This window comes from Amycolatopsis sp. FDAARGOS 1241, from assembly GCF_016889705.1.
GTDB lineage: Bacteria > Actinomycetota > Actinomycetes > Mycobacteriales > Pseudonocardiaceae > Amycolatopsis.
In genome coordinates, this window is the sequence record NZ_CP069526.1 from 4,499,341 (window position 1) to 4,524,186 (window position 24,846).

The 24,846-nt window shown below is 72.2% G+C and carries 18 protein-coding genes and 2 pseudogenes; 12 read left to right on the top strand and 8 right to left on the bottom strand.

The window, feature by feature from the left end; all coding sequences use genetic code 11:
* The first annotated feature begins 2 nt into the window (after positions 1-2).
* Complete coding sequence (locus tag I6J71_RS50145) at positions 3-1,010, top strand: M56 family metallopeptidase (protein WP_204096459.1); 1,008 nt, start codon at positions 3-5, stop codon at positions 1,008-1,010.
* A 204-nt stretch (positions 1,011-1,214) separates the two neighbouring features.
* Here I6J71_RS50145 and I6J71_RS50150 read toward each other — a convergent pair.
* From I6J71_RS50150 to I6J71_RS22260, 3 genes and pseudogenes are all read right to left on the bottom strand, one after another.
* Positions 1,215-1,622: pseudogene (locus tag I6J71_RS50150) on the bottom strand (polysaccharide deacetylase family protein); the annotation flags it as partial.
* A complete protein-coding gene (locus tag I6J71_RS22255) occupies positions 1,619-2,662 on the bottom strand; it encodes a hypothetical protein (protein ID WP_204096460.1) in 1,044 nt (347 codons plus the stop codon). The gene I6J71_RS22255 and the pseudogene I6J71_RS50150, both read right to left, overlap by 4 nt.
* Before the next feature lie 108 nt (positions 2,663-2,770).
* Entirely contained in the window at positions 2,771-4,411 is a 1,641-nt protein-coding gene (locus I6J71_RS22260; RefSeq protein WP_204096461.1) for an alkaline phosphatase family protein, read from the bottom strand.
* A gap of 292 nt (positions 4,412-4,703) precedes the next feature.
* Between I6J71_RS22260 and I6J71_RS50985 the strand changes: the two are divergent.
* From I6J71_RS50985 to I6J71_RS22280, 4 genes and pseudogenes are all read left to right on the top strand, one after another.
* Positions 4,704-5,213, top strand: a pseudogene (locus I6J71_RS50985) (hypothetical protein); the annotation flags it as partial.
* Positions 5,214-5,656: 443 nt separating this feature from the next.
* A complete protein-coding gene (locus I6J71_RS22270) occupies positions 5,657-6,583 on the top strand; it encodes a glycosyltransferase (protein WP_204096462.1) in 927 nt (308 codons plus the stop codon).
* Between the two features lie 135 nt (positions 6,584-6,718).
* The gene (locus I6J71_RS22275; protein ID WP_370542182.1) at positions 6,719-8,002 is read left to right on the top strand and encodes a MurT ligase domain-containing protein; all 1,284 of its coding nucleotides are present in this window, start codon (positions 6,719-6,721) and stop codon (positions 8,000-8,002) included.
* On the top strand, positions 7,995-8,711 hold the full coding sequence (locus I6J71_RS22280) for a type 1 glutamine amidotransferase (protein ID WP_204096463.1): 717 nt from the start codon (positions 7,995-7,997) through the stop codon (positions 8,709-8,711). Before I6J71_RS22275 ends, I6J71_RS22280 begins: the two co-directional genes overlap by 8 nt.
* A 489-nt stretch (positions 8,712-9,200) precedes the next feature.
* Here I6J71_RS22280 and I6J71_RS22285 read toward each other — a convergent pair whose 3' ends face one another.
* Complete coding sequence (locus tag I6J71_RS22285) at positions 9,201-9,809, bottom strand: DedA family protein (RefSeq protein ID WP_204096464.1); 609 nt, start codon at positions 9,807-9,809, stop codon at positions 9,201-9,203.
* Between the two features lie 207 nt (positions 9,810-10,016).
* Positions 10,017-10,463 (bottom strand): dihydrofolate reductase family protein, encoded by a 447-nt coding sequence (locus tag I6J71_RS22290; RefSeq protein ID WP_239155176.1) that lies wholly within the window; start codon positions 10,461-10,463, stop codon positions 10,017-10,019.
* A 165-nt stretch (positions 10,464-10,628) separates the two neighbouring features.
* On the opposite strand from I6J71_RS22290, the gene I6J71_RS22295 reads away from it, so the two are divergent.
* The 6 genes from I6J71_RS22295 (at position 10,629) to I6J71_RS22320 (ending at position 21,407) form a co-directional block, all read left to right on the top strand.
* On the top strand, positions 10,629-11,474 hold the full coding sequence (locus I6J71_RS22295; RefSeq protein ID WP_204096465.1) for an NTP transferase domain-containing protein: 846 nt from the start codon (positions 10,629-10,631) through the stop codon (positions 11,472-11,474).
* A 19-nt stretch (positions 11,475-11,493) separates the two neighbouring features.
* Complete coding sequence (locus I6J71_RS22300; protein ID WP_204096466.1) at positions 11,494-13,302, top strand: aldehyde ferredoxin oxidoreductase family protein; 1,809 nt, start codon at positions 11,494-11,496, stop codon at positions 13,300-13,302.
* Positions 13,303-13,355: 53 nt separating this feature from the next.
* Complete coding sequence (gene fdhF, locus I6J71_RS22305) at positions 13,356-16,298, top strand: formate dehydrogenase subunit alpha (RefSeq protein WP_204096467.1); 2,943 nt, start codon at positions 13,356-13,358, stop codon at positions 16,296-16,298.
* Positions 16,295-18,025, top strand: a complete 1,731-nt coding sequence (locus I6J71_RS22310) for an NAD(P)H-dependent oxidoreductase subunit E (RefSeq protein WP_204096468.1) — start codon at positions 16,295-16,297, stop codon at positions 18,023-18,025. The genes fdhF and I6J71_RS22310 overlap by 4 nt, the downstream gene beginning before the upstream one ends.
* Positions 18,022-19,242, top strand: a complete 1,221-nt coding sequence (glp, locus tag I6J71_RS22315; protein WP_204096469.1) for a gephyrin-like molybdotransferase Glp — start codon at positions 18,022-18,024, stop codon at positions 19,240-19,242. Before I6J71_RS22310 ends, glp begins: the two co-directional genes overlap by 4 nt.
* 257 nt (positions 19,243-19,499) lie before the next feature.
* Positions 19,500-21,407 (top strand): molybdopterin biosynthesis protein, encoded by a 1,908-nt coding sequence (locus I6J71_RS22320; RefSeq protein ID WP_204096470.1) that lies wholly within the window; start codon positions 19,500-19,502, stop codon positions 21,405-21,407.
* An 8-nt stretch (positions 21,408-21,415) separates the two neighbouring features.
* On the opposite strand, the gene I6J71_RS48670 is transcribed toward I6J71_RS22320, so the two are convergent.
* From I6J71_RS48670 to I6J71_RS22330, 3 genes are all read right to left on the bottom strand, one after another.
* Positions 21,416-21,613 (bottom strand): hypothetical protein, encoded by a 198-nt coding sequence (locus I6J71_RS48670; protein ID WP_239155178.1) that lies wholly within the window; start codon positions 21,611-21,613, stop codon positions 21,416-21,418.
* Between the two features lie 316 nt (positions 21,614-21,929).
* Positions 21,930-22,196 (bottom strand): hypothetical protein, encoded by a 267-nt coding sequence (locus I6J71_RS48675; protein WP_239155180.1) that lies wholly within the window; start codon positions 22,194-22,196, stop codon positions 21,930-21,932.
* 370 nt (positions 22,197-22,566) lie between these two features.
* Complete coding sequence (locus tag I6J71_RS22330; protein ID WP_204096471.1) at positions 22,567-23,898, bottom strand: MFS transporter; 1,332 nt, start codon at positions 23,896-23,898, stop codon at positions 22,567-22,569.
* Between the two features lie 214 nt (positions 23,899-24,112).
* Here I6J71_RS22330 and I6J71_RS22335 point away from each other — a divergent pair, with 214 nt between their 5' ends.
* Complete coding sequence (locus I6J71_RS22335; protein WP_204096472.1) at positions 24,113-24,706, top strand: TetR/AcrR family transcriptional regulator; 594 nt, start codon at positions 24,113-24,115, stop codon at positions 24,704-24,706.
* Positions 24,707-24,846 lie beyond the last annotated feature (140 nt).

A 24,846-nucleotide genomic window follows, 5' to 3' on the forward strand; every position in this document is an offset into this window, starting at 1 on the left:
CGATGGTCCTCGGTGTGGTCCTGCCCCTGCTCCTGCCGCTGGTCTCGTGGCCGGTGGCCCGGTGGCTCGCGCCGCGGCTGTCGCCGCAGAGCGCGACGCGGCTGCTGACAGTCCTGGCCGTCGTGTTCGCCGCCGGCAGCACGAGCGCGCTGGCGCTGGGCACAGCCGCCGGCCTGTCGCTCGTCCCCGAGGTGGCCGAGCTCGGTGAGTTCTCCCCTGCCGCGTTCAGCGCGCAGGCGAGCGTGGACGTGCCGCTCGCGATCGGGTGCGGTGTGCTGCTGACCGGCGCGGCCTTCGCCCTCGTGCACGCGGTCCGGGCGCAGTGGCGGTGGTACCGCCGGGTCCACGCTGAGCTGGACCAGCACTCGCGCGAGAGCGGCGTCGTGGTGCTGCCCGGCGCGGAGCCGCTGGCGTTCGCCATCGCCGGGCGCGGCGGCCGCGTCGCCGTGTCCACCGGGATGCTGGCGGCGCTTTCGGCCGGCGAACGCGTCGCGCTGCTGCACCACGAACGCGCCCACCTGCGGCTGCGCCACCCGGTCTACGCGGGTCTCGGTGTTCTCGCCGCCGCGCTCAACCCGTTCGTCCGTCCACTCCCGACAGCCGCGCAATTCGCGATGGAGCGCTGGGCCGACGAAACAGCCGCCTCCGCTGTGGGTGACCGGCGCGTGGTCGCGACGGCCGTGGCGAAGGCGGCGCTGGCGACCAAGCGCGAGCCGTCCTACGCGCTGGCCGCCGGGGGTGGTCCGGTACCGCGGCGGGTTCGCGCGCTGCTCGACGCCCCGTCACCACATCGCCTGCGCGGCCTGACCGCGGTCGCCGTAACAGTGGTGTTCGGCGTGTGCGGCGCAGCGGCAGGCGTCGGCGGTCAGGCGGCTTTCACGCTGCACGCCGACATCGAAGCCGCCCAGCTGGCGACGTGCGCGACCCACCCTGTGCTCGCGAAGCGGCCCCACGGCCAGGCCACGCTCACCGCAGTCCGCCATGATCGCGGGGAGTGCGCCCAGGGCTGAGCGCCACGCGCCGACCGCGGCTTCGACATCGGAGTCGTGCAGCAGAACCGTGCCACCGCCACGCAGTCCCTTGTGGACGGTCGTGGCGACCGACGCCGGCGTGGCCCGGGCGGTCCAGTCGAACCCCCAGGCCGTCCACAGCACCGGGCGCAGGCCCAGCGGCCGCGCGGCGACCAGGGAGCCGGCCGAGAAGACGCCGTAGGGGGCCCGCAGCCAGCTCGGCCGTTCGCCGGTGACGGAGCCGATCAAGTCCACCGTGCGCGCGAGGTCGCCGTAGAGCGCGGAGGGACGGCGCCGCAGGAAGCACCGGTGGTCCCAGCCGTGCACCGCGAGCTCGTGCCCGGCCGCCACGATCTCCCGACCGAGCTCCGGCGCGCGGGCGAGCTCGCGGCCCAGCACGAAGAAGGTCGCCCGCGTCCCGGTCCGCGCCAGCAGTGCCAGGAAATGCGGCGTCGACCGCGGATGCGGCCCGTCGTCGAAAGTGAGCGCGACATGACCCGGATCGCCGACGCCGGCCAGCGCGGGCGCGAGCGCCGTGCGCACCGGCGGCAGGAACAACGCGGCCGGTGCGACGTGCACCGCGGCCGCACCGGCGGCTGCGGCCCGGATCACCCGGCCACCTCCACCGCCACCGCGGGCCGAGGCGCCGGCGCCAACGCCGTGCGCAGTGCCGCGCCGAGCTCGCCCGGCGAACGCACCCAGGGCACCGTGCCCGCCTCGTCGAGCACCGCGGCGTTGGCCCGGCCGTGGCCGGGCAGGCACCGGTACGTCAGCACCGGCACCCCGGTCGCGAGCGCCTCCGACGTCGTGAGCCCGCCCGCGTTCTGGACCAAGACGTCGCACGCCCGGATGAGATCGGCCATGTCCTCGACCCAGCCGAACACGTGCGGCACCGTGCCTGCCAGCCGCTGGCGCAGCGCGTCGTTGCGGCCGCACACGACCACGGGCTCCGCGGTGCCGTCCACCTGCAGATCGGCGACGGTCCGCTCGACTTCGCCGACACCCCACGACCCTGACACGACCAGGGCGAGCGGGCGCTCGGCGGGCAACCCGTGCGCCAGCCGCAGCCGCGCGCGCTCCGCGGCTCCCGTCACGGGCCGGAACTCCGCCGCGACGAGCGGTTCGACGACGGTGGTGCGGACGGCGCCGAGGTTCCGGGCTTGGCCGGCCGCGATCTCGGTGGGCGCCACGGTGAGGTCGGCCCAGCGGCTGACGCACAGCCGGTGCACCGACGGATCGGTCAGGTACGTGACCAGTTCGGCCGCGAGCCGCCCCCGGGCCTTGAGCCGCGCGGCGGCGAGCGTCGCCAGCGGATACGTCGACACGGCCAGCCGGGCACCGGCCACGGCCTCTGCCAGCTTCGGCGCCGCCAGCCCGGCGAACCGGTGCGCCACCGCCGCCGGCGCGGGCGAGCCGAGCAGCCAGTCCCAGCTGCGCGGCGCGATCTGCAGCTGCCGGTGGTAGGCGCCGCACAGCAGCCGGCCGAGCGGGCCGGGGAGCAAGTCCAGGAAGTCCACGATCTCGGTGGTGCCGCCGCGCTCGCCCAGTCGCCGGGCCAGTTCCTTCGCCGCACCGTCGTGCCCCGCCCTGATCCGGGCGGACACGATCACCACAGGCTCCATGTACTCGCCTTCCAGAAGATCTACAGGCACGTAGTAAATCTACAGCCATGTAGATGTCATTGACCTCCGGGTGCGGGCAGGTCCGGTTCGCCGGATTGGCCCTCACCCCGGCTATTTCTGGGGCGAGGGCTGGCCGGCTCAGCCCTGGCCGAACCCGGGGAGCACCGGGGTCCCCTCGGCGCGCACGGCGGCGAGCGACCGCGGGTCGACGTCCAGCAGCCGCAGGATCGTCGGCGCGATCTGCGTCGTCTCCACCGGAGCCCCGATCGCCCGGCCGGCACCGGTGCCACCCACCACCAGCGGGACGGCGCGGTCGTCCGCGGCGGCACCGCCGTGTTCGGCGATCTTCGAGTGCCCGCCGGTGTAGACGACGCCGGGCACGGTCAGGCCGACGAGGTCGGGCACGCGGTCGTCACCCGGGCGCACGCCGAAGTAGCGCGCCGCGTCGGCTCCCGCGTGGACGGACGAGAGTCCGGAGTGGACGAAGGGTTTCGGCGCACCGGTGACCCCGTTTCCGGTGCCGGACTGGGCGAGCAGGTAGTTCTTCGCGAACGTCGTCGCCGCGGGCGAGCGGTCGGACAGCCACAGCAGCATGGCGTCGTCGTCGGTGGACTGGACGACGAGGTCGGGCGCACCCGGGTGGGCGGCGCGCCAAGCGGCGTTGAGCCCGTCGAGCAGCGCGCCGTCGTCGATCCGCGTGAGCGTGGCCGAGTCGATGGGCGACTGGCCGTGCTTGGCGGACAGGACGATCGTCGTGCTCAGGTCGAGGTGACGCCGCTTGAGCTCGTCGGTGAACGCCCCGAGCTGCCGATCGACGAAGTCGAGCGCCGAGCGCACGACGGGGCCCGGTGCGCCACCGGCGAGGTAACCACCGGCCTGTCCGCCGGACACGGGCAGCTTCTGCGCGGTGGACACCGACTGGAAGTTCAGCCCGAACACAGCGGGTGTGCCCACCTTCGTGGTGCCGCCGTGGTCGTAACCGTCGATCTCGTTGAGCACCGCGCGCGCCTTGTAGGCGTCGTAGCGCTGGGTGTCGGCGTTGTCGGCGGTCCAGTCCGTGCCGGCCGGGGCGCCTGGCACCTGGCTGTTGATCTCGGGGGTGAACAGGTCCTGCACACCGGTACCCGACGGGCCGTTCAGCAGTTCGTAGGCGGGGTGCTTGTCCGACCACGCGGTGCGGAGCCCGGCCTGGCGGGCCACTTCGAACACCGTGTTGACCCGCAGGTACTGGTGCGGGTACACGGGCTTGCAGGTCTTCGGGTCGACGGGCAGCTTCGCCGGGTTGATGAGCGTGCGGGGATCCCCGGTCATGGACTTCACGCCCTCAGGCAGGTTCGCCACACCCTGACCGGCGTCGAGTGCGTTCTGGTCGTGGTCGAGGTCCTCGGTGTAGTCGACCACCGCACCCGGCTTCGCGCCGGCGCAGTTCGTGGTGCCGGCCGGCAGCAGCGCGTGGTTGTAGGTCGCGTCGTAGTACACCCCGGTCGTCGCCGGGTTGCCGCCGGTGAGCTGGGCGACCATGCCCGGGAACGAGTCCGACGGCACCGGGGTGCTCGCGTGCGTGTACTGCGTGCCGTGCGCGACGAGCTGCGCCAGCGCCGAGTTCGGGTGGGTCGTCGTGTACCAGGCGAGGTCCGACTGGTGCATGCCGTCGACGGAGACGAGCAGGACGTGCTGCTGCCCGGCCCGCGCCGGCTGGGCCGCGGCAGCCGGCGCGGTGGCGGCGAACAATCCCGCGGCGGCGAGCAAGGCGAACAACGGAGTGCGGTTTCTCGACACGAATCTTCCTCCTGGCCGTTGCGCCACCGCAGTCGGTAGCGCCCGGGGTATTCCAGGCCGTCGAAGCGGACTCCGGGAAACACGAACGAGAACATCGCGTGAACTGCTTTCGTTGCACAGTGCCGGAACTGCTCCCCGAACAGGGCCGCACGACACCGCTTCGAAGGTTAGCCGGAGGTTTTCGTTCCGCTATTTGTCGGCAATCCGAAACCCGGCAAAACAAGCAAATGGAACACTGGCGGACCATTCCTTCCACCTGCTTCGTCAACCACTCGGAATGCGAGATTTCCCCATGGCAACAGCGGAACTGAGTGACGCCACCCGCCACGATGGCCGGGACCGGGCGGCGAAGGTCTCCGAAATCACGGCCTTGTTCTGGATCGTCAAGGTGCTCACCACCGGCGACGGCGAGACCACGAGCGACTTCCTCGCCCACCACGTCGACCCGATCCTGGCCGTGGGGCTGGCCGGAGTGGCGCTGGCCGGCTCGCTCACCGCGCAGCTGCGGACCCGCTCCTACGTTCCGGCGCTGTATTGGACGGCAGTGGTGCTGGTGAGCGTGTTCGAGACGATGGCCGCCGACGTCGCGCACGTGGGTGTGGGTGTGCCGTACGCCGTGTCCACGGTGGTCTTCGCCGTCGCGCTGGCCGTGGTTTTCGTGGTGTGGCGCGGGTTCGAGAAGACGATGTCCAGCCACGAGATCCGCACGTCGCGCCGCGAGTTCTTCTACTGGCTCGCCGTCGGCACGACCTTCGCCCTCGGCACGGCGGCCGGCGACCTGACCGCGACGACCTTGCACCTCGGCTACCTCGGGTCCGGCCTCGTGTTCGCCGTGGCCATCACGTTCCCCGCGGTGGCGGCGCGGTTCGCCGGGGGCAGCCCCGTCGCCACGTTCTGGACCGCCCACGTCCTCACCCGGCCACTGGGCGCGTCGTTCGCCCACTGGCTGGGCGTCGGCCCCGACCGTGGTGGCGTCGGCCTCGGCACCGGCCCCGTCAGCCTCGTGCTCCTGCTCGTGTCGCCGCGCTCGTCATCTGCCTCACCGCGGGCCGGCGGCGAACCCGGTAGGCCGGCGATGCGTGTCGCCTTCGTGACCGAGACGTGGCTGCCGTCGGTGGACGGCATCGTGACGAGACTGGTGGCGCCCGTGCGCGAACGGCGTGCGGCCCGTCACGACGTGCTGGTGATCGCCCCCGAGGCCCCGAGGCCCCGACGACCACTCTCACAGGCGCGGAGGTGCGCACTGTGCCGACGATCTGTGCGAAGCTCCTCTACGGTGGCAAACGCTGGGGCCTGCCGCTCCCCCGCGTCCGCCGCCACCTGCGCGAATTCGATCCCGACGTCGTGCACGTCGTCAACCCGGTCCTGCCCGGCGCCGCGGGGCTGGCCGCGGCGCGCAGCCAGGGCCGGCGTGTCGTGGCCTCCTACCACACGGACATCGCCCGCTACGCCCGCCACTACCGGCTCGGTCCCGCCGTTCCCCTGATCCGGAGCCTGCTGCGCGGCCTGCACGGCCGGGCGCACCTCAACCTCGCGACATCGTGGGCGGCCATCGAGGACCTGGCCGGCCACGGCATCACCGGGGTCCGGCTCTGGCCCCGCGGCGTCGACCTCCACCGCTTCCACCCCGCACCCGTCCCCCGGCTCACCGGCCGGCCGTCGCCCCTCTACGTCGGCCGGCTCGCCGCGGAGAGGGGCCTGCACCGCCTCGCCCCGCTCGCCACCGCCGCCGGCGGCTTCCGCCTCGTCCTCATCGGCGACGGACCGGCCCGCGCCCAGCTCGAACGCACCCTCCCGCCCGGCACCGTCTTCACCGGCATGCTGCACGGCGACGCCCTCGCCGAGGCCTACCGCACCGCCGACCTGTTCGTCTTCTCCTCCACCACCGACACCCTCGGCCTCGTCCTGCCGGAAGCGCTCGCGAGCGGGCTGCCCGTCCTGGCCGCCGAGAGCCCGGCCGCCCGCGCGACGCTCTCGGGCACCACCGCCGCGCGGTTCTTCCCGGTGGATCGCTCTGCCGACCTTGCCGTCCACGCCCGCGCCCTGATCCGCGGTGACCACCGCACCGAAGCGAGGCGCCACGCCGCCGAATCCGGCTGGGACGCGGCCACCGCCGGGCTCCTGGCTTTGTACCGCGAAGTCCTCACCGGCGCCACCGCGCTGTCCGCCTGACGACCACCTGTTCTTGCTTCCCCCTAACCACGTCCACAGTGGATCTCAGGTGCGGCGGACACCACTCTCTCAGCGTCCTCACAGGAGTTCTCGACGAGGGTGAGCCCGATTCCCCCGGTACGTGAAGGAGATCCCGTGGCGAGCCCTTGTCCGCCGGCCGTGCTCGAGGCGCGGGCGCCGGCGCCGCCGGCCCAGCGCAGGCTGCCGCCCCGGACGCGGCTGGCCGTCGCGGTCGCACGGTGCGCCGCGGCGGTGTCACGCCGGCTCCGGCTGGGTGCCGGTGGCGTCATCGGCGGGCGGATCGCGCTCCGGCTCGATCCGGAGGTGCTGCACCGGCTCACACGCGAGCGCACGGTGGTGCTGGTGACCGGCACCAACGGCAAGACGACCACCGCCCTGATGCTCAGCCGGATCCTGCAGACACTGGGTGAGGTCGCCGGCAACGACGACGGCGCGAACATGCCCGGCGGCGTGGCCGCAGCCCTCGTGGCCAAGCCCGAGGCGCCCGTCGCGGTGCTCGAGGTGGACGAGGCGTACCTGCCGGTTGTCGCCGCGCAGGTGCGGCCGACGTGCCTGGTGCTGCTCAACCTCAGCCGCGACCAGCTCGACCGCGTGGGTGAGGTGCGCACGATCGAGCGCGAGTTCCGGGCGATCGCCGCGGCGCTGCCGGACACGACGGTGGTCGCGAACTGTGACGATCCCCTGGTCACCTCGGCCGCGCTCGCGTCAGCTCGGCCCTTGTGGGTCAGCGCGGGACAGCGGTGGCACGCCGATGCGCTCGCGTGTGCGCGCTGCGGCCAGGCCGTGCTCCACCCCCCGGACGGCTGGTGCTGCGGGTGCGGGCTCTCCCGGCCGGATCCACAGTGGACGCTGCAGGACGACACCCTCGAAACCGCGAGTGGCGCGGCGGTCACGCTGGGCTTGCGCCTGCCGGGGCGGGCGAACGCCGCCAACGCCGCCATCGCGGTCGCCACCGCCGAGCGGCTCGGTGTCGCACCACAGGTCGCCCTCGCCCAGTTGCGTGCGATCGGTGACGTCGCGGGCCGCTACCGGCGCGCCGACCACGACGGGCGTGCGGTGCGCATGTTGCTGGCGAAAAACCCCGCCGGCTGGCGGGAAACGCTGCCGCTGCTGGATCCGTGTTCGCCGGTCGTCATCGCGGTCAACAGCGGCGAGGCCGACGGACGCGACACCTCCTGGCTGTGGGACGTGCCCTTCGAGCAGCTGCGCGGGCGGCCTGTCGTCGCGGCCGGCGAGCGCGCGACCGACGTCGCCGTGCGCCTCACCTACGCCGAAGTGCGGCACGCGCTCTGCCGCCGCCCGCTCGCCGCGGTCGCGGCCCTGCCACCCGGCCCCGTCGAGCTCGTCGCCAACTACACGGCATTCCGCGACGCGCAGCAGCAGCTCGGCGATGGCTGACTCGACTCTGGGAATCGGCCTGGTGCTGCCCGACGTCCTCGGTACTTACAGCGACGGCGGCAACGCCCAGGTCCTCGAGCGCCGCCTGCGGTGGCGCGGGATCGCCGCCGAGGTCGTGGCCATCCGCCACGGCGACGCCGTCCCGGCCACCCTCGACGTGTACCTGCTAGGCGGTGGGGAGGACGACGCGCAAGCCCTGGCCGTCGACCACTTGCGCGCCCACCCCGGCCTGCAGCGGGCCGCCGGCCACGGTGCCGTCGTGTTCGGTGTCTGCGCTGGCTTCCAGATCCTCGGCACCGAGTTCACCACCTCCGACGGCGTGACCCACTCCGGGCTGGGTCTGCTCGACGCGGTCACCGGCCCGGGCCCGCGACGCGCGGTGGGCGAGGTCGTCGTCGACACCACGCCGGGCCTCGATCCCCTCACCGGCTTCGAGAACCACCTCGGCCGCACCCGGGTCGGCTCCGGCAGCCGCGCACTGGGCCCGGTGCGCGCGGGCGTCGGCAACGGCGACGGCACCGAGGGCGCCGTCACGGGCCGTGTGCTCGCGACCTACCTGCACGGTCCCGTCCTCGCCCGCAATCCGGCGCTGGCCGACCTGCTGCTGGGGTGGGCTCTCGGCTCGCCGCCCGGCGCGTTGCCGCTACCCGAAGTCGGTGCCCTGCGGGAAGAACGGCTCCGCGCGGCCAAGCGCGGCCGCCAGCCGTGATGTCCGGGGACGTTGTCTGACTGTTCGACGGTGAGTCGGCCTGACAGGTGAAGCCCTCCGGTTGTGCGGTGGAACTGCCTGGGAACCGCTTCATCCGCCGGAGGGCTTCGTGTTTCACCCCCATGCCACGCTCACCCCGATCACGCGCCCGGCGGCCGGCGCGGCTGGTCGTTGACCAGATTGGGCCCGTGCCGCCGCGGCGAAGGTGTTCACAGTGGCCCCGGCCACCGCAGGAGACACCGAGAACCCACACTCGGCACCACCCACCTGCACCGTCATCGACGACCATTCCCGGGCCGCCTACGCCGAAATCTGCACAAATGAGCACGCCGCCACCGGCGTTCTGCACGAGCTGTGGCCTGGTTCGCCGACCGGGCGTCACTTCGGCAACTCAGAAGCCGGCCGCCGAGCCGCACCAGCAGGCTGGCTGCACTTCGACAATCACCACCGGCCCCACGACGTCATCGCTCCATGGGCATCACAGCCAGCTCAGCTCTTCCTGCTCCGCCTCAGCTCGAGCGCGAGCGGGATGAGCGAGACGACCACCACGAGTGCGACGATCGGCAGCAGGTACTGGTCGATCCCGGGCACGACGGCCCCCAGGAGGTATCCGGCGAGCGTCACACCGACCGACCACAGCGCTCCGCCGAGCACTTGCCAGAGCGTGAACGTGCGCGTGGGAACCTCGAGGATGCCCGCGAGCGGGTTCAGCACCGTGCGGACCACCGGGATGAACCGGGCGAGAACGATCGCCTTGGCGTGGCCGTAGCGCGTGAACAGCTCCTCGGCCCGGGCGATACCGCGGTGCAGGTTCGCGTTCCGCGTGCGCGCCAGCAGCGCCCGGCCTCCGCGCCGGCCCAGCACGAACCCGGTCTGCGCCCCCAGCAGCGCTCCGGCGACCGCCGCGACGAGCACGAGCGGCAGCGACAAGTGCACGGCGGCCGTGGCGCTGGTCGTGCAGAACAGACCGGCGGTGAACAGCAGCGAGTCGCCGGGCAGGAAGAACCCGATCAGCAGCCCGGTTTCCGCGAACAGCGCGAGGAACACACCCGCGGTCCCGAGGCTCGACAGCCACGAGGTCGCGCTCAACGGATTCATGCAGGAGACCGCCTTCCCCGTGTCTCAACTTCGACATACATGTAGTATTTCTACACTGCTGTCGATTCCCGTGTCACTCGGCTCCGGCCCCGCGCTCAGCTCGACCGTCAGCTGCCCGCTTCGGGCCATGCCGTCGGACGCCGGCACCAGGCGTGGACCGCCGCGCAGCCGAACCGGCCACGTTTTCGCCGTGCTTCGGCCGAATTCTCAGGCGGTCACGCGGTAGCGGAGCCGGACGACGCCGCCCGCGAACCGGCGCTCGTCGAGAAGTCCGAGGGGCAGGCCAACGCCGTCGGGCAGGGCGCGGTGCCCACCGCCGATGAGGACTGGGAGGAGGAACAGGTGGTACTCGTCGACGAGGCCCGCGACGGCCAGATCGGCGCCGGCGATCGTGAGGTCGCGCGTGGCGGAAGCTTTGAGCGCGCGGATCGCCTCCGGGTCGAAGGTACGCTCGATGCGGGCCCGCGCACTCGATGGCGTCTCGAGCGTGCGCGAGTACACGATCTTGTCGGCCACCCGCCACAACCGCGTGAACTCCCGCTCCACCGCTGAGTCGTCCCCGGCGGTCTCCCAGTAGACCATCATCTCGTACATCCGGCGCCAGGAGAGGTAGGTGCCGACCGTCCGCTGGAGGTCGTTGACGGCGGCGAACACCTCTTCGCCGGGAGCCGCCCAGCCGAAGTCGCCGCGCTCGTCCGCCCGTGTACCCGTCCAACGAGCAGATCGCCGAGTAGATCAGCTTGGCCCCGGCCCGACCCCCATCGTGTGAGCAGCCGGCGCCCAGCGTACGACCCCTCCAACGCCGCTATCCTCCGAAGAATGACTGACGCTGGTGTCGTCCTCGCGGGTGGCCGCTCGTCCCGGATGGGCCGGGCGAAGGCCGATCTGGAGTGGCACGGCTCGACGTTCCTGTACCGCACGTGCGCGGTGGTCGGCCGCGCGCTCGACGGTCCGGTGGTGGTCGTCGCCGCGCCGGGCCAGAAGCTGCCGGACCTGCCCGCGGGCGTGACCGTCGCCGAGGACCCGGTCGAGGGACTCGGGCCGATGCAGGGCGTGGCGGCGGGTCTGGCCGCGGTGGCGGACCGGGCCGAGGTCGCGTTCGTCTGCTCGACGGACATGCCGTTCCTGCACCCCGCCTTCGTGCGGCGCGTGCTGCGGGGCATGGCGGACACCGGAGCGGACATGGTGCTGCCGGTGGCGCGCGGGTTCCGACAGCCGCTCGCCGCCGCGTACCGGACGTCGCTGGCCGGGCTGATCACGAAACTCATCGGTGAGGGCGACCTGCGGCCGGGCATGTTGTTCAAACACTGCACCGTCGCCCAGCTCGACGACGCGCAGCTGCTGGCGGACAGCTCAGTGGCGCGGTGCGATCCCGAGCTGGAGTCCGTGGTCAACGTAAACACCCCCGAGGAGTACGAGAAGGCGCGCGAACGCCCGGCTCCGGAAATCACCGTCGAACGGTTCGGCGCGCTGGCGGGCAAGGACGGGCACCGGCCGCGCACCGGCCGCGCCGCGACGCTGGGCGAAGCCGCCGAACTCGCGGGTTTGGTACTCGACCGGCACATCGTCGCCGCCGTCAACGGCGACCAGGTCACCCGCGAGCCACTGCTGCCGCTCGCAACCGGCGACGTGGTCGCGTTCCTTTCAGCGGACGCCGGCGGCTGAACCGGCCTACAGTCGTTCTATGGCACCAGGCGGGTTCTTCGGCCGGGCGCTGGTCGTCGACGTCGACAACGTCACAGCCGAGGCGACGGGCGCTCCGTTCGAGCTGCCCGAACACGTTCTGCGTGCGTACCTCGGCGGAGTCGGCCTGGGCACCTGGCTGCTGCACCGGTTCGCGCCGCCGAAGGTCGATCCCCTGGCACCGGAAGCACCGCTGGCGTTCGTGTTCTCCTCCCTCGTCGGCACACCGCTGACCACGAGCGCGAAGTTCGCCGTGGTGGCGAAGTCCCCGCTGACAGGGCTGCTCACCGATGCGCTGGCGTCGAGCCAGTTCGCCATCGCCGGAAAGCTCACCGGGCACGACGCGATCGTCATCCGCGGCCGCGCCGCGCAGCTGTCCGTGCTCCTCATCGACGGCGACGGGGTCCGGCTCGAACCGGCGCCGGAGCTGAGCGGCCTGCCCGCCGCGGAAGCGGAAACAAAGGCCCGGAAGCGGTTCGGCCGGGGCTGGCGCACCGCGGCGATCGGCCCGGCCGGCGAGCGCCGGGTGCGTTACGCGACGATCAGCCACGACGGCCGCCACGCCGGTCGTGGTGGCCTCGGCGCTGTCCTGGGCGCCAAGAACATCAAGGCCGTCCTCGTCCGCTCGGCCACCAAGGTCGCGGTGGCGGATCAGGCCGGTGTCCTGGCCGCGGCGAAAGACCTGCGGCGGCGCAGTTTCGGTCCGGCCACGGCCAAGTACCGGGAACTCGGCACGCTCGCGAACCTGCTGGCGTTCAACGCGGTCAGCACCCTGCCGACCCGCAACTTCACCGCGGCGACCTTCGACGGCGCACCCCAGCTGGCCGCCGAGGAGCTGCACGAACTACGCGGCGTGGCCCGCAACAGCTGCGCCTCCTGTTCCATCGGCTGCGAGCACATCTACTCCCGCAAGGGCGGCGGCAGCCAGCGGATGGAGTACGAAAACGTCTTCGCCCTCGGCCCGCTGTGCGGCGTCTCCGACCCCGACGACGTGTTCGCGGCCAGCGCCAAGTGCGACGAACTCGGCCTGGACACGATCTCGGCCGGCGGCACGATCGCGTGGGCGATGGAGTGCGCCGAACGCGGTCTGCTCGACGAACCCTGGCTGCGCTTCGGCGACGGCGGCGCACTGCTGCGGGCCCTCGACGCGATCGGCGCCCGCTCCCCCGGGCTCGGCGACCTGCTGGCCCAGGGCTCGCGCCACGCCGCGGGCGTCGTCGGGCACGGCTCGATCGACTTCGCCCCCCAGGTCAAGGGCTTGGAGCTGCCCGGTTACGAACCGCGCAGCCTCCAGTCGATGGCGCTGGGGCTGGCGGTCAATGCCCGCGGCGCCGACCACAACCGGTCCGGCGCCTACGAAGCCGACCTCTCCGGCGCGGTGAACCGCTTCGACGGCGGCGCCGCGCACGTGACCGCGGCCGTCGGCACCGAAGACCGCGCCGCGGTGATGGACTCGATGATCCTGTGCAAGTTCCTGCGCGGGGTGTTCGAGGACCCGTTCACCGAGTGGGCGCGGCTGCTGTCGCTGGTCACCGGGTGGGCCGTCGACGCGGAGGAACTCCAGGCGACGGCGCGGCGCATCGTGCGGGCCAAACGCGCGTTCAACCAGCGTGAAGGCGCCACCGCGGCCGACGACACGCTGCCGGCCCGGCTGCTGGCCACCCCGCTGGAACTGAAATCGGGCCGCAGCGCCGCTCTGACCGTTGAGCGGTTGCAGGCGATGGTTGACAATTATTACGTTGTCCGTGGGCTCGATGAGGAAGGACGGGTGCGCGCCGGCGATCTCCCGGGACTCCTCCTCGACGCCTGACGGTACGAGGTATGTTGTATGCAACATACGCTCTCCCGCGACGGAGGTCAGTGATGACAACAGTCGAAGAGCCGGGCACCGCGGTGCGCACCGTGACCGCCGCCATCGACGGGCGAGCGGTGACCGTGCCTGAGGGAACGAGCATCTACGACGCGGCGAAACAGGCGGGCGTCGACGTCCCCGTGCTGTGCCACAACGAGCGCTACGACCCCGTCGGCGTCTGCCGGATGTGCGTGGTCGACACGGGCGGGCGCGTTTTCGCCGCGGCGTGCGTGCGCCCGTGCGAGGACGGCATGGAAGTCAAGACCAGCACACCCGAACTGGAGCGCAACCGGGCGACGCTCACCGAGCTGCTGCTGTCGGACCAGCCGGACCGGGCCGAGGACCCGAAGCAGACCACCACCGGTGACAACCTGCTGCTGGAGCTGGCGGACCGGTTCGACGTGGCCAAGGAGACGACCGAGCTGCCCTGCGGCTCCGGGCGCGGGCACGACGGCTCCAACCCGGTCATCGACGTCAACCACGACGCGTGCATCCTGTGCGACCGCTGCGTCCGCGCGTGCGACGACATCCAGGGCAACGACGTGATCGGCCGGTCCGGCAAGGGGTACTCGACGAAGATCGCGTTCGACTTCGACGATCCCATGGGCTCGAGTTCGTGCGTCACGTGCGGCGAGTGCGTGCAGGCGTGCCCGACGGGCGCCCTGACGAACAAGCCGATCAACCTCATCCCGATCCAGCCGCGTGAGCAGCTGGACGCGGTCGACAGCGTCTGCCCCTACTGCGGTGTCGGCTGCGCGCTGACCTACTACGTCGACCGCGACCGCGACGCCATCGCGTTCGCCGAAGGCCGCGACCAGCCCGGTTCGAAGAGCCGCCTGTGCGTGAAGGGCCGCTACGGCTGGGACTACGCCGCTTCACCGCAACGGCTCACGGTGCCCCTGATCCGCAAGGACTCCTCGTACCCGAAGGGACCGCTGTCGGCGGACGTGCGCGGCGACGCGTACAACGACCGCGGCCGGTCGGGCGAAGGCGGCAACCGCAGCGGTGGCAAGAAGGGCCGCGACGGCCGGCGCAAGCCGGGCGGGCTGGTCAACTACGACGAGGTCATGCCCCACTTCCGCGAGGCCACCTGGGAGGAGGCCCTGGACCTCGTCGCGCGGCGGCTCAAGGAGATCCACGCACAGGGCGGCCCGGGCGCGATCGCCGGCTTCGGCTCGGCGAAGTGCTCCAACGAGGAGGCGTACCTCTTCCAGAAGCTCATCCGCGCGGGGTTCGGGACGAACAACGTCGACCACTGCACGCGGCTGTGCCACGCCTCCTCGGTCGCGGCCCTCTTCGAAGGCGTGGGCTCCGGCGCGGTGTCCACCACCTACGGCGACGTCGCGAACGCCGACGTCGTGATCATCGCCGGCTCCAACCCCACCGCGAACCACCCGGTCGCCAGCTCGTTCTTCAAGCAGGCCCGCCGGCGCGGCACGAAGATCGTCTACGTCGACCCGCGCGCGAACACCGTCGCCGAGCACGCCGACTACTACTGCCAGGTCAAGCCCGGCACGGACGTGGCGTTCTACAACGCGATCATGTACGAGGTGATCCGGCTCGGGCTGATCGACCGTGAGTTCATCGCCGAGCGCGTGTCCGGTTACGACGAGCTCGCCCGCACGGTGGCGGACTACCCGCCCGAGAGGGCCGCGCAGATCACCGGCGTGGACGCGGACCTCATCCGCACCATCGCGCACGAGTGGGGCGAGGCCCGCGCCGGGGTCATCTACTGGGGCATGGGGATCTCGCAGCACACCACCGGCACCGACAACGCGCGCTGCCTGATCGCGTTGTGCTCGATCACCGGCAACGTCGGGCGACCCGGTACCGGGCTGCACCCGTTGCGCGGCCAGAACAACGTGCAGGGCGCGTCCGACGCCGGTCTGATCCCGATGTTCTACCCGGACTACCAGGGTGTCGACCGCGAAGGCACCCGCGAGCGGTTCGAGCAGGCGTGGGGCACGCAACTGGATCCGAAACGCGGCCTGACGGTCACCGAGATCATCGGTTCGGTGCTCAAACCCGATGGCGTGCGCGGGATGTACATGCTCGGGGAGAACCCGTTCCTGTCCGACCCGAACATCAACAAGGTCCGCAAAGCCCTGGCGGCGCTGGACTTCCTGGTCGTGCAGGACATCTTCCTGACCGAGACCGCCGAGTTCGCCGACGTGATCCTGCCGGCGTCGGCGTACCTGGAGAAGGACGGCACCTACACCAACACCGACCGGCGCGTGCAGCTGGGCCGCAAGGCGCTGGACCCGCCCGGGCAGGCGCGCGTCGACTGGGAGATCGTGCAGGACATCGCCCAGCGGATCGGGCTGGACTGGCACTACACGTCACCCAGCGAGGTCTTCGACGAGATGGTGGCGCTGATGCCCTCGTACCGGAACCTGCGGCACGACAACCTGGGACTGTCGGGCAAGCTCTACCCGAACGACGACCCCGAGCACTCCGACGGCACCGTGGTGATGTTCGACGAGCGATTCAACACCGACGACGGCCTGGCGCACCTCGTGCCCGCGCAGTGGCTGCCCGCCAGGGAACTGCCGGACGCGGAGTACCCGCTGGTGCTCAACACCGGGCGGTTGCTGGAGCATTGGCACACCGGGTCGATGACGCGGCGGTCGTTCGCGCTGGACGCGATCTCGCCGATCGCCGAGGTGTACCTGCACCCGAAGGATGCCGCCGACCGCGGCCTGGCCCACGGCGAGCTCGTCCGGGTGCGCTCGCGGCGCGGCACGATCGAGCTGCAGGTCCGGATCTCGCATCGCGAGCAGCTGGGCAACTGCTTCATCCCGTTCCACTTCCGGGAAGCGGCGGCGAACCTCCTGACCATCGACGAGATCGACCCCTACGGCAAGATCCCCGAGTTCAAGTTCTGCGCGGTCCAGGTGGAGGCGCTGGGCTCGGCGCACACGGAATCGGTCGAGACGGCAGGAGTCGCGGAATGACCTTGAGCCCCGAGCGGGTACCCGGTGTCGAGGCGCGGGCGGGCAAGTTCCCCGGCCCATCGCTGATCCCCGCGCTCAACGCGATCCAGGCCCGGCTCGGCTGGCTGCCGCGGGAAGAGCTGGAGGAGCTGGCCCGCGAGGTGCGGCGGCCGCGGTACGAGATCGAAGGCCTGATCTCGTTCTACCCTCACTTCCGCACCACGCCGCCGAAGAAGGTGCAGATCAGCGTCTGCCACGACCTGTCGTGCTGGCTGCGCGCCGGCGACGACCGGATCGCCGAGCTCAAGCTGGCCTACGGCGAGGACACCGACGTCGAGCTGGTCGAGGTGTCCTGCCTCGGCCGGTGCGACGTCGCACCGGCCGCCGCGGTGAACGAGCACCCGGGGCCGGTGTCCGAGGTGGCCACCTTGGTCAACGCGGCCCGCGACGGCGGCGTCGGGGACGCGGCGGCCGCCCGGCGGGTCGCGCCGTGGCCGAACGATCCCTATCCGGCCGGCTCGGGTGTCGGCGAGCGGTACCGCTCGTTGCGCGCGTTCCTGACCGGTGAGCTCAGCGCCGACTCCATTGTGGACACGCTGAAGGACTCCGGTCTGCGTGGCATGGGTGGCGCCGGGTTCCCGACCGGGCAGAAGTGGAGCCTCGTCGCCGGTGCGCAGCCGGGCACCGTGAAGTACGCGATCTGCAACGCCGACGAGTCCGAACCCGGCACGTTCAAGGACCGCCAGATCCTCGCCGACCAGCCGCACCTCGTGCTTGAGGGTCTGCTGCTGGGCATGGCGGTGGTCGGGGCCGAGGAAGGCTGGGTGTTCATCCGGCACGAGTACGGGCCCGAAGAACACGTGCTGCGCGAGGAAATCGCCGCGTTGCGCGACGCCGGGGTGATCGGGCCGGACGCGTGCGGCAGCGGTCGCCGGCTGGAGCTGGAGGTGTTCGTCTCCCCCGGCGGCTACATCCTCGGCGAGGAAACGGCGCTGCTGGAATGCATGGAGGGCCACCGGGGCGAACCGCGGAACAAACCGCCGTTCCCGGGCAATTACGGCCTGCACGGCCGCCCGACGCTGATCAACTCGGTCGAGACCTTCGCGGACGTGCCGGTGATCCTGCAGCGCGGCGCCGCGTGGTGGCGGGACCAGGGCGTGGGCGAGTCCACCGGGTGGAAGTTCTTTGCCGTGTCCGGGCACGTGCGCGAGCCGGGCGTGTACTGCGTGCCGATGGGCACGACCGTGCGCGAGCTGATCGACACCGCCGGCGGCGTGCCCGACGGCGCGGCGGTGGGGGCGGTGCAGCCGGGCGGGGCGTCGTCGAACTTCATCGGCCCCGACCGGCTCGACCTGCGGCTGGATTTCGCCGCGCTCGCCGAGGCCGGCACGATGCTCGGTTCCGGCGCGGTGGTGGTGCTGGCCGAGGGCACCGACCTGTTGGCCGCGTCGACGAACGTGCTGCGGTTCTTCCGCAACGAGTCGTGCGGCAAGTGCGTGCCCTGCCGGGTCGGTTCCACGAAGGCGCACACGCTGCTGCGCGGGGTGCTCGACGCCGGCGCGGAGCTGGACGAGGCCGGGCAAGGCAGGATCCGGCAGCTCGAGGAGGCCATGCGAAAGACGTCGATCTGCGGCCTCGGCCAGGTCGCGCTCGGGCCGGTCGTGTCGGTGCTCGGCCTGGCCAAGGGCGGGGCGGCGGCACGCCCGCAGCCACGGCCCGAGGGGGCGAAGGACCAGCCGGGTCGGTGAGCGGACGAGAGTTCTTCACCACCCGCACCGTCACCGAGGCACTCACCGGGTTCCGCCCCACCCACCGGACGGCCGTCGAGACCGTGCCGCTGTCGGCTGCGTTGCACCGCGTGCCCGCCGCGAACGTCCTGGCGCCACACCACCTTCCCGGGTTCGCCCGGTCCACAGTGGACGGTTTCGCGGTCCGGGCCGCCGACACGTACGGCGCCTCGGACGGACTGCCGTCCTATCTGGACCTGCTGGGCGCGGTACGGATGGGCACCGAACCGACGGTCGCGGTGCGGCCGGGTGGGTGCGTCGCGATGCCGACCGGTGGTGTGCTGCCCAACGGAGCCGACGCGGTCGTGATGGTCGAATTCACCGCCGAGACCATGCCGGGCACAATCGAGGTCACGCGCCCGGTCGCCCCCGGCGGCGGGCTCGTGCGGGCCGACGACGACGTGGCCGCCGGGGCCGCGCTCGTCCCGGGTGGACGGCCGTTGCGCGCCCCGGACCTCGGGCTGCTCGCGGCCGCTGGAGTGGTTTCGGTGCCGGTGCACGCCCGGCCGCGCGTGTCGATCATCTCCACCGGGGACGAGGTCGTCCCGCCGGAGACCGCCGCCCTGCGGCCCGGTCAAGTCCGCGACGCCACCGCGTCCGCACTCGCCGGACTGGTGCTCGACGCCGGGGGCGAACCCGTCATCGCCGGCATCGTCTCCGACGAACCCGGTGCGCTGAAGGACGAACTCGCCACGGTGCTGCCGTCGGCGGACCTGGTCGTGGTCTCGGCCGGGTCGTCGGTGGGCGCACGGGACGAAACCGCGGGCGCGGTCGCGGCCGTCGGCGAGGTCTGGTGCCACGGCCTGGCGATCAAACCGGGGAAGCCGACGCTGCTGGCCGAGTGCGGCGGAATCCCCGTCGTGGGTCTGCCGGGCAATCCGCTGTCCGCGCTCGTGGTGTTCGGGCAGATCGGCGTGCCCCTGCTGTGGCGCCTCAGCGGCTGCGAAACTCCGCCGCCGCGCCCGACCACCCGCGCCCGCCTGTCCCGCAACCTGGCCTCGGCCGCCGGCCGGCTCGACGTCGTCCAGGTGACGGTGCGCGACGGCGTGGCGGAGCCGCTGTTCGGACCTTCGGCACTCCTGTCGGTCCTCACCCGCGCCGACGGCTACGTCCTCGTGCCCGAACCCGCCACCGGTCTCGACGGCGGTGCCGAGGTCGAGGTGACCCTGTACGCATGACTCGTTCGGCTCCGGCCACCCGCCTCGCCCGGCCGGAAACTCGCGCGGCCGGACAGCCGCTCCGCCGCCAACTCCAGTGGCGGCACCCAAGCCGGGGCCCCTGCAGCCACGACCAACCCGACCGGCGGCGAGCCCGCACGGCCGGACAGCCGCTCCGCCCCCAGCTGCCCGACCGAGGTAACCGGTCTGCATGACCAACCCGGCCAATCCCGCCACCCGCCTCGACGGCGGCCCCACACCGAGGTAACCCTGTACCCATGAGCAGCCCCTTCGTCTCCGATGTCCCCGCCGCCGAGGCCCTCGCCGCGTGGCGGGAGGCGCGCGCGGGCGCCGGGTGCCCGCCGCGGGTGGGCACGGTGCGGGTGCCGGTCGGTGCGGCCGTGGGGCGGGTCACCGCGGAGCCGGTGTGGGCCCGCCGATCGTCGCCGGCGTTCGACTCGGCCGGGATGGACGGGATCGCCGTGCTAGCGGCCGACACGGTGGGTGCGTCCGAAACGACGCCGGTGGTGCTGACCGACTTCGAAGTCGTCGACACCGGTGATCCGCTGCCGCCCCGGTACGACGCGGTGGTGATGCGCGAGCACGTGCACCACACGCCCGAGGGCGCCGAGCTGCGCGCGGCGGTGCCGCCGTACCAGCACGTGCGCTCGATCGGCGAGGACATCAGCGCGGCGGAACTCCTGCTGCCCGAAGGCCACCGGCTGCGCCCGGTCGACGTCGCCGCCTGCGCCGCCGCCGGCGTGACCGAGCCGGCCGTCCGCCGTGCTCCGGTCGTGGTGATCATCCCGACCGGAGATGAGATCCGACCGATCGGGACGGCGGTGGAGCCCGGCGAAATCCTCGACACCAACTCGCTGATGCTGGCCGCGCAGGCGCGCGAAGCCGGGTGCGACGCGCGGACCACCGACATCGTGCCCGACGAGCCGGAAGCCATCACCACGGTCCTGCGCGCCGCCGCGGCTGAGGCCGACCTGGTCCTGCTCATCGCCGGCTCCAGCGCCGGCCGCGACGACTACACCGCCCGCGTGATCGCCGAAGCCGGCGCCGTCGCCGTGCACGGGGTCGCCGTGCGGCCCGGCCACCCCGTGGTGCTGGGCGTCGTCGCGGGTGAACCGGCCACACCCGTGCTCGGTGTGCCCGGCTATCCCGTGTCGGCGGCGCTCACCTTCGACATCTTCGCCGCGCCGCTGCTGGCCGAACTCGAAGGCGCCGGGCCGCGTGAACGCCCGTCCACCACGGCGCGGCTCGCCCGGAAGCTGCCGTCCGTGGTCGGCATGGACGACTGGGTGCGCGTGCGGCTCGGCCGGGTGCAGGACCACGTCGTCGCCACGCCGCTCCCCCGCGGGGCGGGCGTGCTGACCTCGCTGGTCCGCGCCGACGGCCTCCTCGTCGTCCCGGCCGGCGTCGAGGGCCACCACGCCGGTTCCGAGGTGCGGGTGGACCTGCTGCGGGGGCTCGGGGAGATCGACCGGACGATCGTGGCGATCGGTTCGCACGACCTCGTGCTCGACCTCGCCGCGTCCGCCCTGCGCGCCGCCGATCCGCTCGTCACGCTCGCCTCGTCCAACGTCGGCTCCCTCGGCGGTCTCGTCGCCCTGCGCGACGGCCTCTGCCACGTCGCCGGCTCACACCTGCTCGACCCCGCCACCGGCGAGTACACGCTGCCCTATGTGGACAAGCTCCTCGGCCCCGACGCCGCCGTGATCCGCCTCGTGCACCGCGACCAGGGCTTGCTCGTGGCGCCCGGAAACCCGTTGGGGCTCAAGGGAATCGACGACCTCGCCCAGCCCGGCGTGCGCTACGTCAACCGCCAGCGCGGCGCCGGCACCCGCGCCCTGCTCGACCACGAACTGGCCCGGCGCGGCCTCGACCCGGCGGCCATTTCCGGCTACGCCCGCGAAGAGCACACCCACCTCGCCGTCGCGGCCGCCGTCGCCGCCGGCCGCGCGGACACCGGGCTCGGCATCCTCGCCGCCGCGCGCGCGTTCGGTCTCGGCTTCGTGCCTGTCGCGCAGGAACCGTACGACCTGGTGCTGCGCGCGGCCGACGCCTCGGGTGACCTGCTCGCGCCGCTGTGGGACCTGCTGGAGAGTCCCGGCTTCCGCGACAGCATCGAGGGCCTGGGCGGGTATTCGTGCGCCGAAACGGGGATCCGCATCCGCTGACCGGCCCGTCAGAGAACCGCGTACCCACCCGTGTCGTCGACGACGAAGATCTTCCGCTTCGTGCCGATCGAGAACGCCGTGGCGCCCTCCGGCTTCGCGCTTCGGTGGAAGGTGACGCCGAGCAGCCTCGTGGTGTCGTCGCCCCGCCTCCACCGGCACAGCTGGAACGGCTCGTCGCCGCGGCTGGCCGAACGCCCGAGCAGCATGAGGAACTCGCCCGTCCGGGGATCGTAGGGAGATCACGGATCCCCTGCGCCGCAGCGGGTTCCGGCGTCCGGACCGGCACCACCGCCGGCTTGCCCAGACACGCGGTCGTCCAGCGCGCACCACCGGCGTCGACGGGCACCACGACCACTCGCACGTGGCCCGGACTGACCGGCCCCCGCACCCCGAACAGCAACTCGCCGGCACCCGGATCCCACGCCACGCCCTCGACGTTCAGCCCGTCCTCATCCGGCTCCCGCGCTCCGGCCCCGCCGAGCCCTGGCACCCGAGCCAGCACCCATTCCCGGAACCCGCCCATCACCTCGGCAGGCAGGTCTCCGCCGTCCCCGTACCTGACAGCACCAGCCCGTCATTGATTCCCCGCCCCCGCGCGACGGACAGCGAAGAGACGACGATGAAAAAGATCTCGCCGTCCCGATCGACCCGGGCGAGCCCTTCGGGATCACCCAGCAATCCCCCGCCTGCGCAGCGCAGCTCGCGGCGCCGGATCCGTTCGACCACTTCGGCGTCCGCGTCCAGCGTCAGCTCGAACAACGCACGCGGATCCTTGTTGTCGACGAACACGAACCGCCGCTCCCGGACCGCCACCACACCCGAGGCGTTGAACGGCCGCTTCCCGTTCCGCCCCGGAAACGGCGTCGGCTTGACCCGCGCGCACCGGCACCCCGTGGCGCCCGATCCGCAGCACTTCGGTGCTCCACGCCGCGCTCCCCGGCCCGCCCGCCGTCCCTGCACCGCGAGTGTAAGCCTGAGCACGCGGTGGCCACGCGCCCTCAAGAGCCGGTACCCCGCGGAAACCGGCGGAAAACCAGATACGCCCTGCCGGCCGCGGTCATGGCGCTCACGCGCATCGTCCCCGCCGTGTAGCGACGGTCCACGGGCCACTGAAGACAGTGCGCCTCGGTGCCCGCCGAGGCACCGAGGCGCGCTCCCCTCACGCGTCGAGATCGGCGCTTCCCCGGGCCAGCGCCGCCCGGCTCACCCCGAGCACGCAGCCCAGGGACAGCAACGACACCAGGCACACGTACACGGCCACCGAGACGACCGTACCGGTCGCCCTGGCCAGTGCCGCCGCGATGATCGGCGCGAGCGCACCGCCCAGGAGCACACCGAGCTGGAAGCTCGTCGATGCCGCGCTGAAGCGCACCCGCGCGTCGAACAGCTCGACGATGAACGTGGCCTGCGGACCGTAGCTGACGCTGAAGAAGATCGCGCCCACGACGTACGCCGCGATCACCGCGACGAGGTTGCCGCTGGCGACCGCGAGGATCGTCGGGTAGATCCACACCGCCATCGCGGCGAGGCCGATCAGGATCATCCGGCGCCGGCCGAACCGTTCGCTCATGGAGCCGAAGTACGGCAGCGCCGCGCACGCGACCACACCCGAGATCATGATGGCCGTGAGCAGGGAAGCCCGATCCATCGACTTCACCGACGCGGCGTAGCTGAGCGCGTAGGTGTTGACGATGTAGTAGTACGCGCCGGTGCTGACCATCGAGCCGACGGCGAGCAGGATCTGCTTGGGGTACGCGCGGATCGCGGTGACCAGTGGCGCGCGCTGCTCCTCCTTGCGTTCCCGGACCTTCTCGAACACCGGCGTCTCGCGCAGCCGCAGCCGCACGACCAGCCCCACCACGACCAGCACGATGCTGATCAGGAACGGGATCCGCCAGCCCCAGGCCAGGAACTGCGCGTCGGGCAGCTGCGACACCAGCAGGAACACCAGCGTGGACAGCACGAGCCCGGCGGGCACCCCGATCTGCGGGAGGCTGCCGTAGAGCCCGCGCTTGCGGGGCGAGGCGTACTCCACCGCCGTGAGCACGGCACCGCCCCACTCGCCACCGACGCCGAAGCCCTGGACCAGGCGGAGCAGCACCATGAGGATCGGCGCCCAGACGCCCATTTGCGCGTACGTCGGGAGGGCGCCCATCAGGAACGTCGCGAAGCCCATCATGGTCAGCGACAGGACCAGCATCTTCTTCCGGCCGATCCGGTCACCGAAGTGGCCGAGCACGATGCCGCCGATCGGCCGCGCGCCGAACCCGATCGCGAATGTGGAGAACGCCAGCAGGGAGCCGGCCAGCGGGTCGGCCGAGGGGAAGTACAGCGGCGCGATGACCAGCGCGGCGGCGATGCCGTACAGCTGGAAGTCGTACCACTCGATGGTCGTGCCGATCAGCACGGAAAGCGCCACTCTCCGCATCGGCGGGCCGGTGCGGGCCGCGGACTGCGCAGTTTCCTGCGCAGGGGTCAGCTCACTCGCCATGGGTACGTCTCCTCGTCGCTTCGAGGCGGCGTCCGGTCCCTTCACGAGGAACGGGCGCCGTCCGGGTCCAAGATGGCTGCTCTGGCATCCAGGTGCGAGGGCGGCCGCTTGGCTGTAGCTGATTCGGCCGTTCGCGTCACCGGCCGGTGACGTCTCCGGCCGGCGGTTAATTAACGTTCATTCAGCGGGTGGCACGAGACAGTAATGTGGCGGGGTGACCAAGTCAACCGCCGTCTCGCCGCAGGCCGTGCACGAAGCCGCCCGCGACCTGTTCGCGAGCCGTGGCTACCGCGGCACCTCGATGAAGGACATCGCCGAGGTGCTGGCGGTCTCGGCGCCGAACCTCTACAACCACGTCACGTCCAAGGAGGATCTGCTCTTCCGGATCATGGACGTGGCGATGGACCGCGCGCTCGCCGCGCTCGCCACCGCGCTCGACGGAGTCACCGACGTCGCCCAGCAGCTGCGGCTCGCCACCGAGGTCACAGTCCTGGACTTCCTCGAGAACCCCGCCGAGGTCACCGTCTGCAACAGCGAGATCCGCAACCTGGCCGACCCGCTGCGGCAGGCCATCATCGACAAACGCGACGCCTACGGCGGCCGCCTGCTCGCCATCGTCGACCGCGGCTGCGCTGAAGGCGTGTTCGACGTGCCCGAGCCGCGCGTCGCCTCCTTCGCGATCCTCGAGATGGGCAACAACGCGAAAGCCTGGTTCCACCCGGGCGGCCAGTACACCGCGCCCGAGGTGGCGGCGTTGTACGGCGCTTTCGCTCTGCGGATCGTCGGTTACCAGCCGCCGGCGGGCTGAACCGCGGTGGACGGCGCCAACGCGGCAGCCGATCGGATGCCGGGGCTCGACCCGCCGCCCGCGGCAGTGCGGGCCGCCCGTCGATGGCGACCGGCATTGTGGTACCGGGAGTCGTCAGAACTTGCCGGTACTTCGGCACG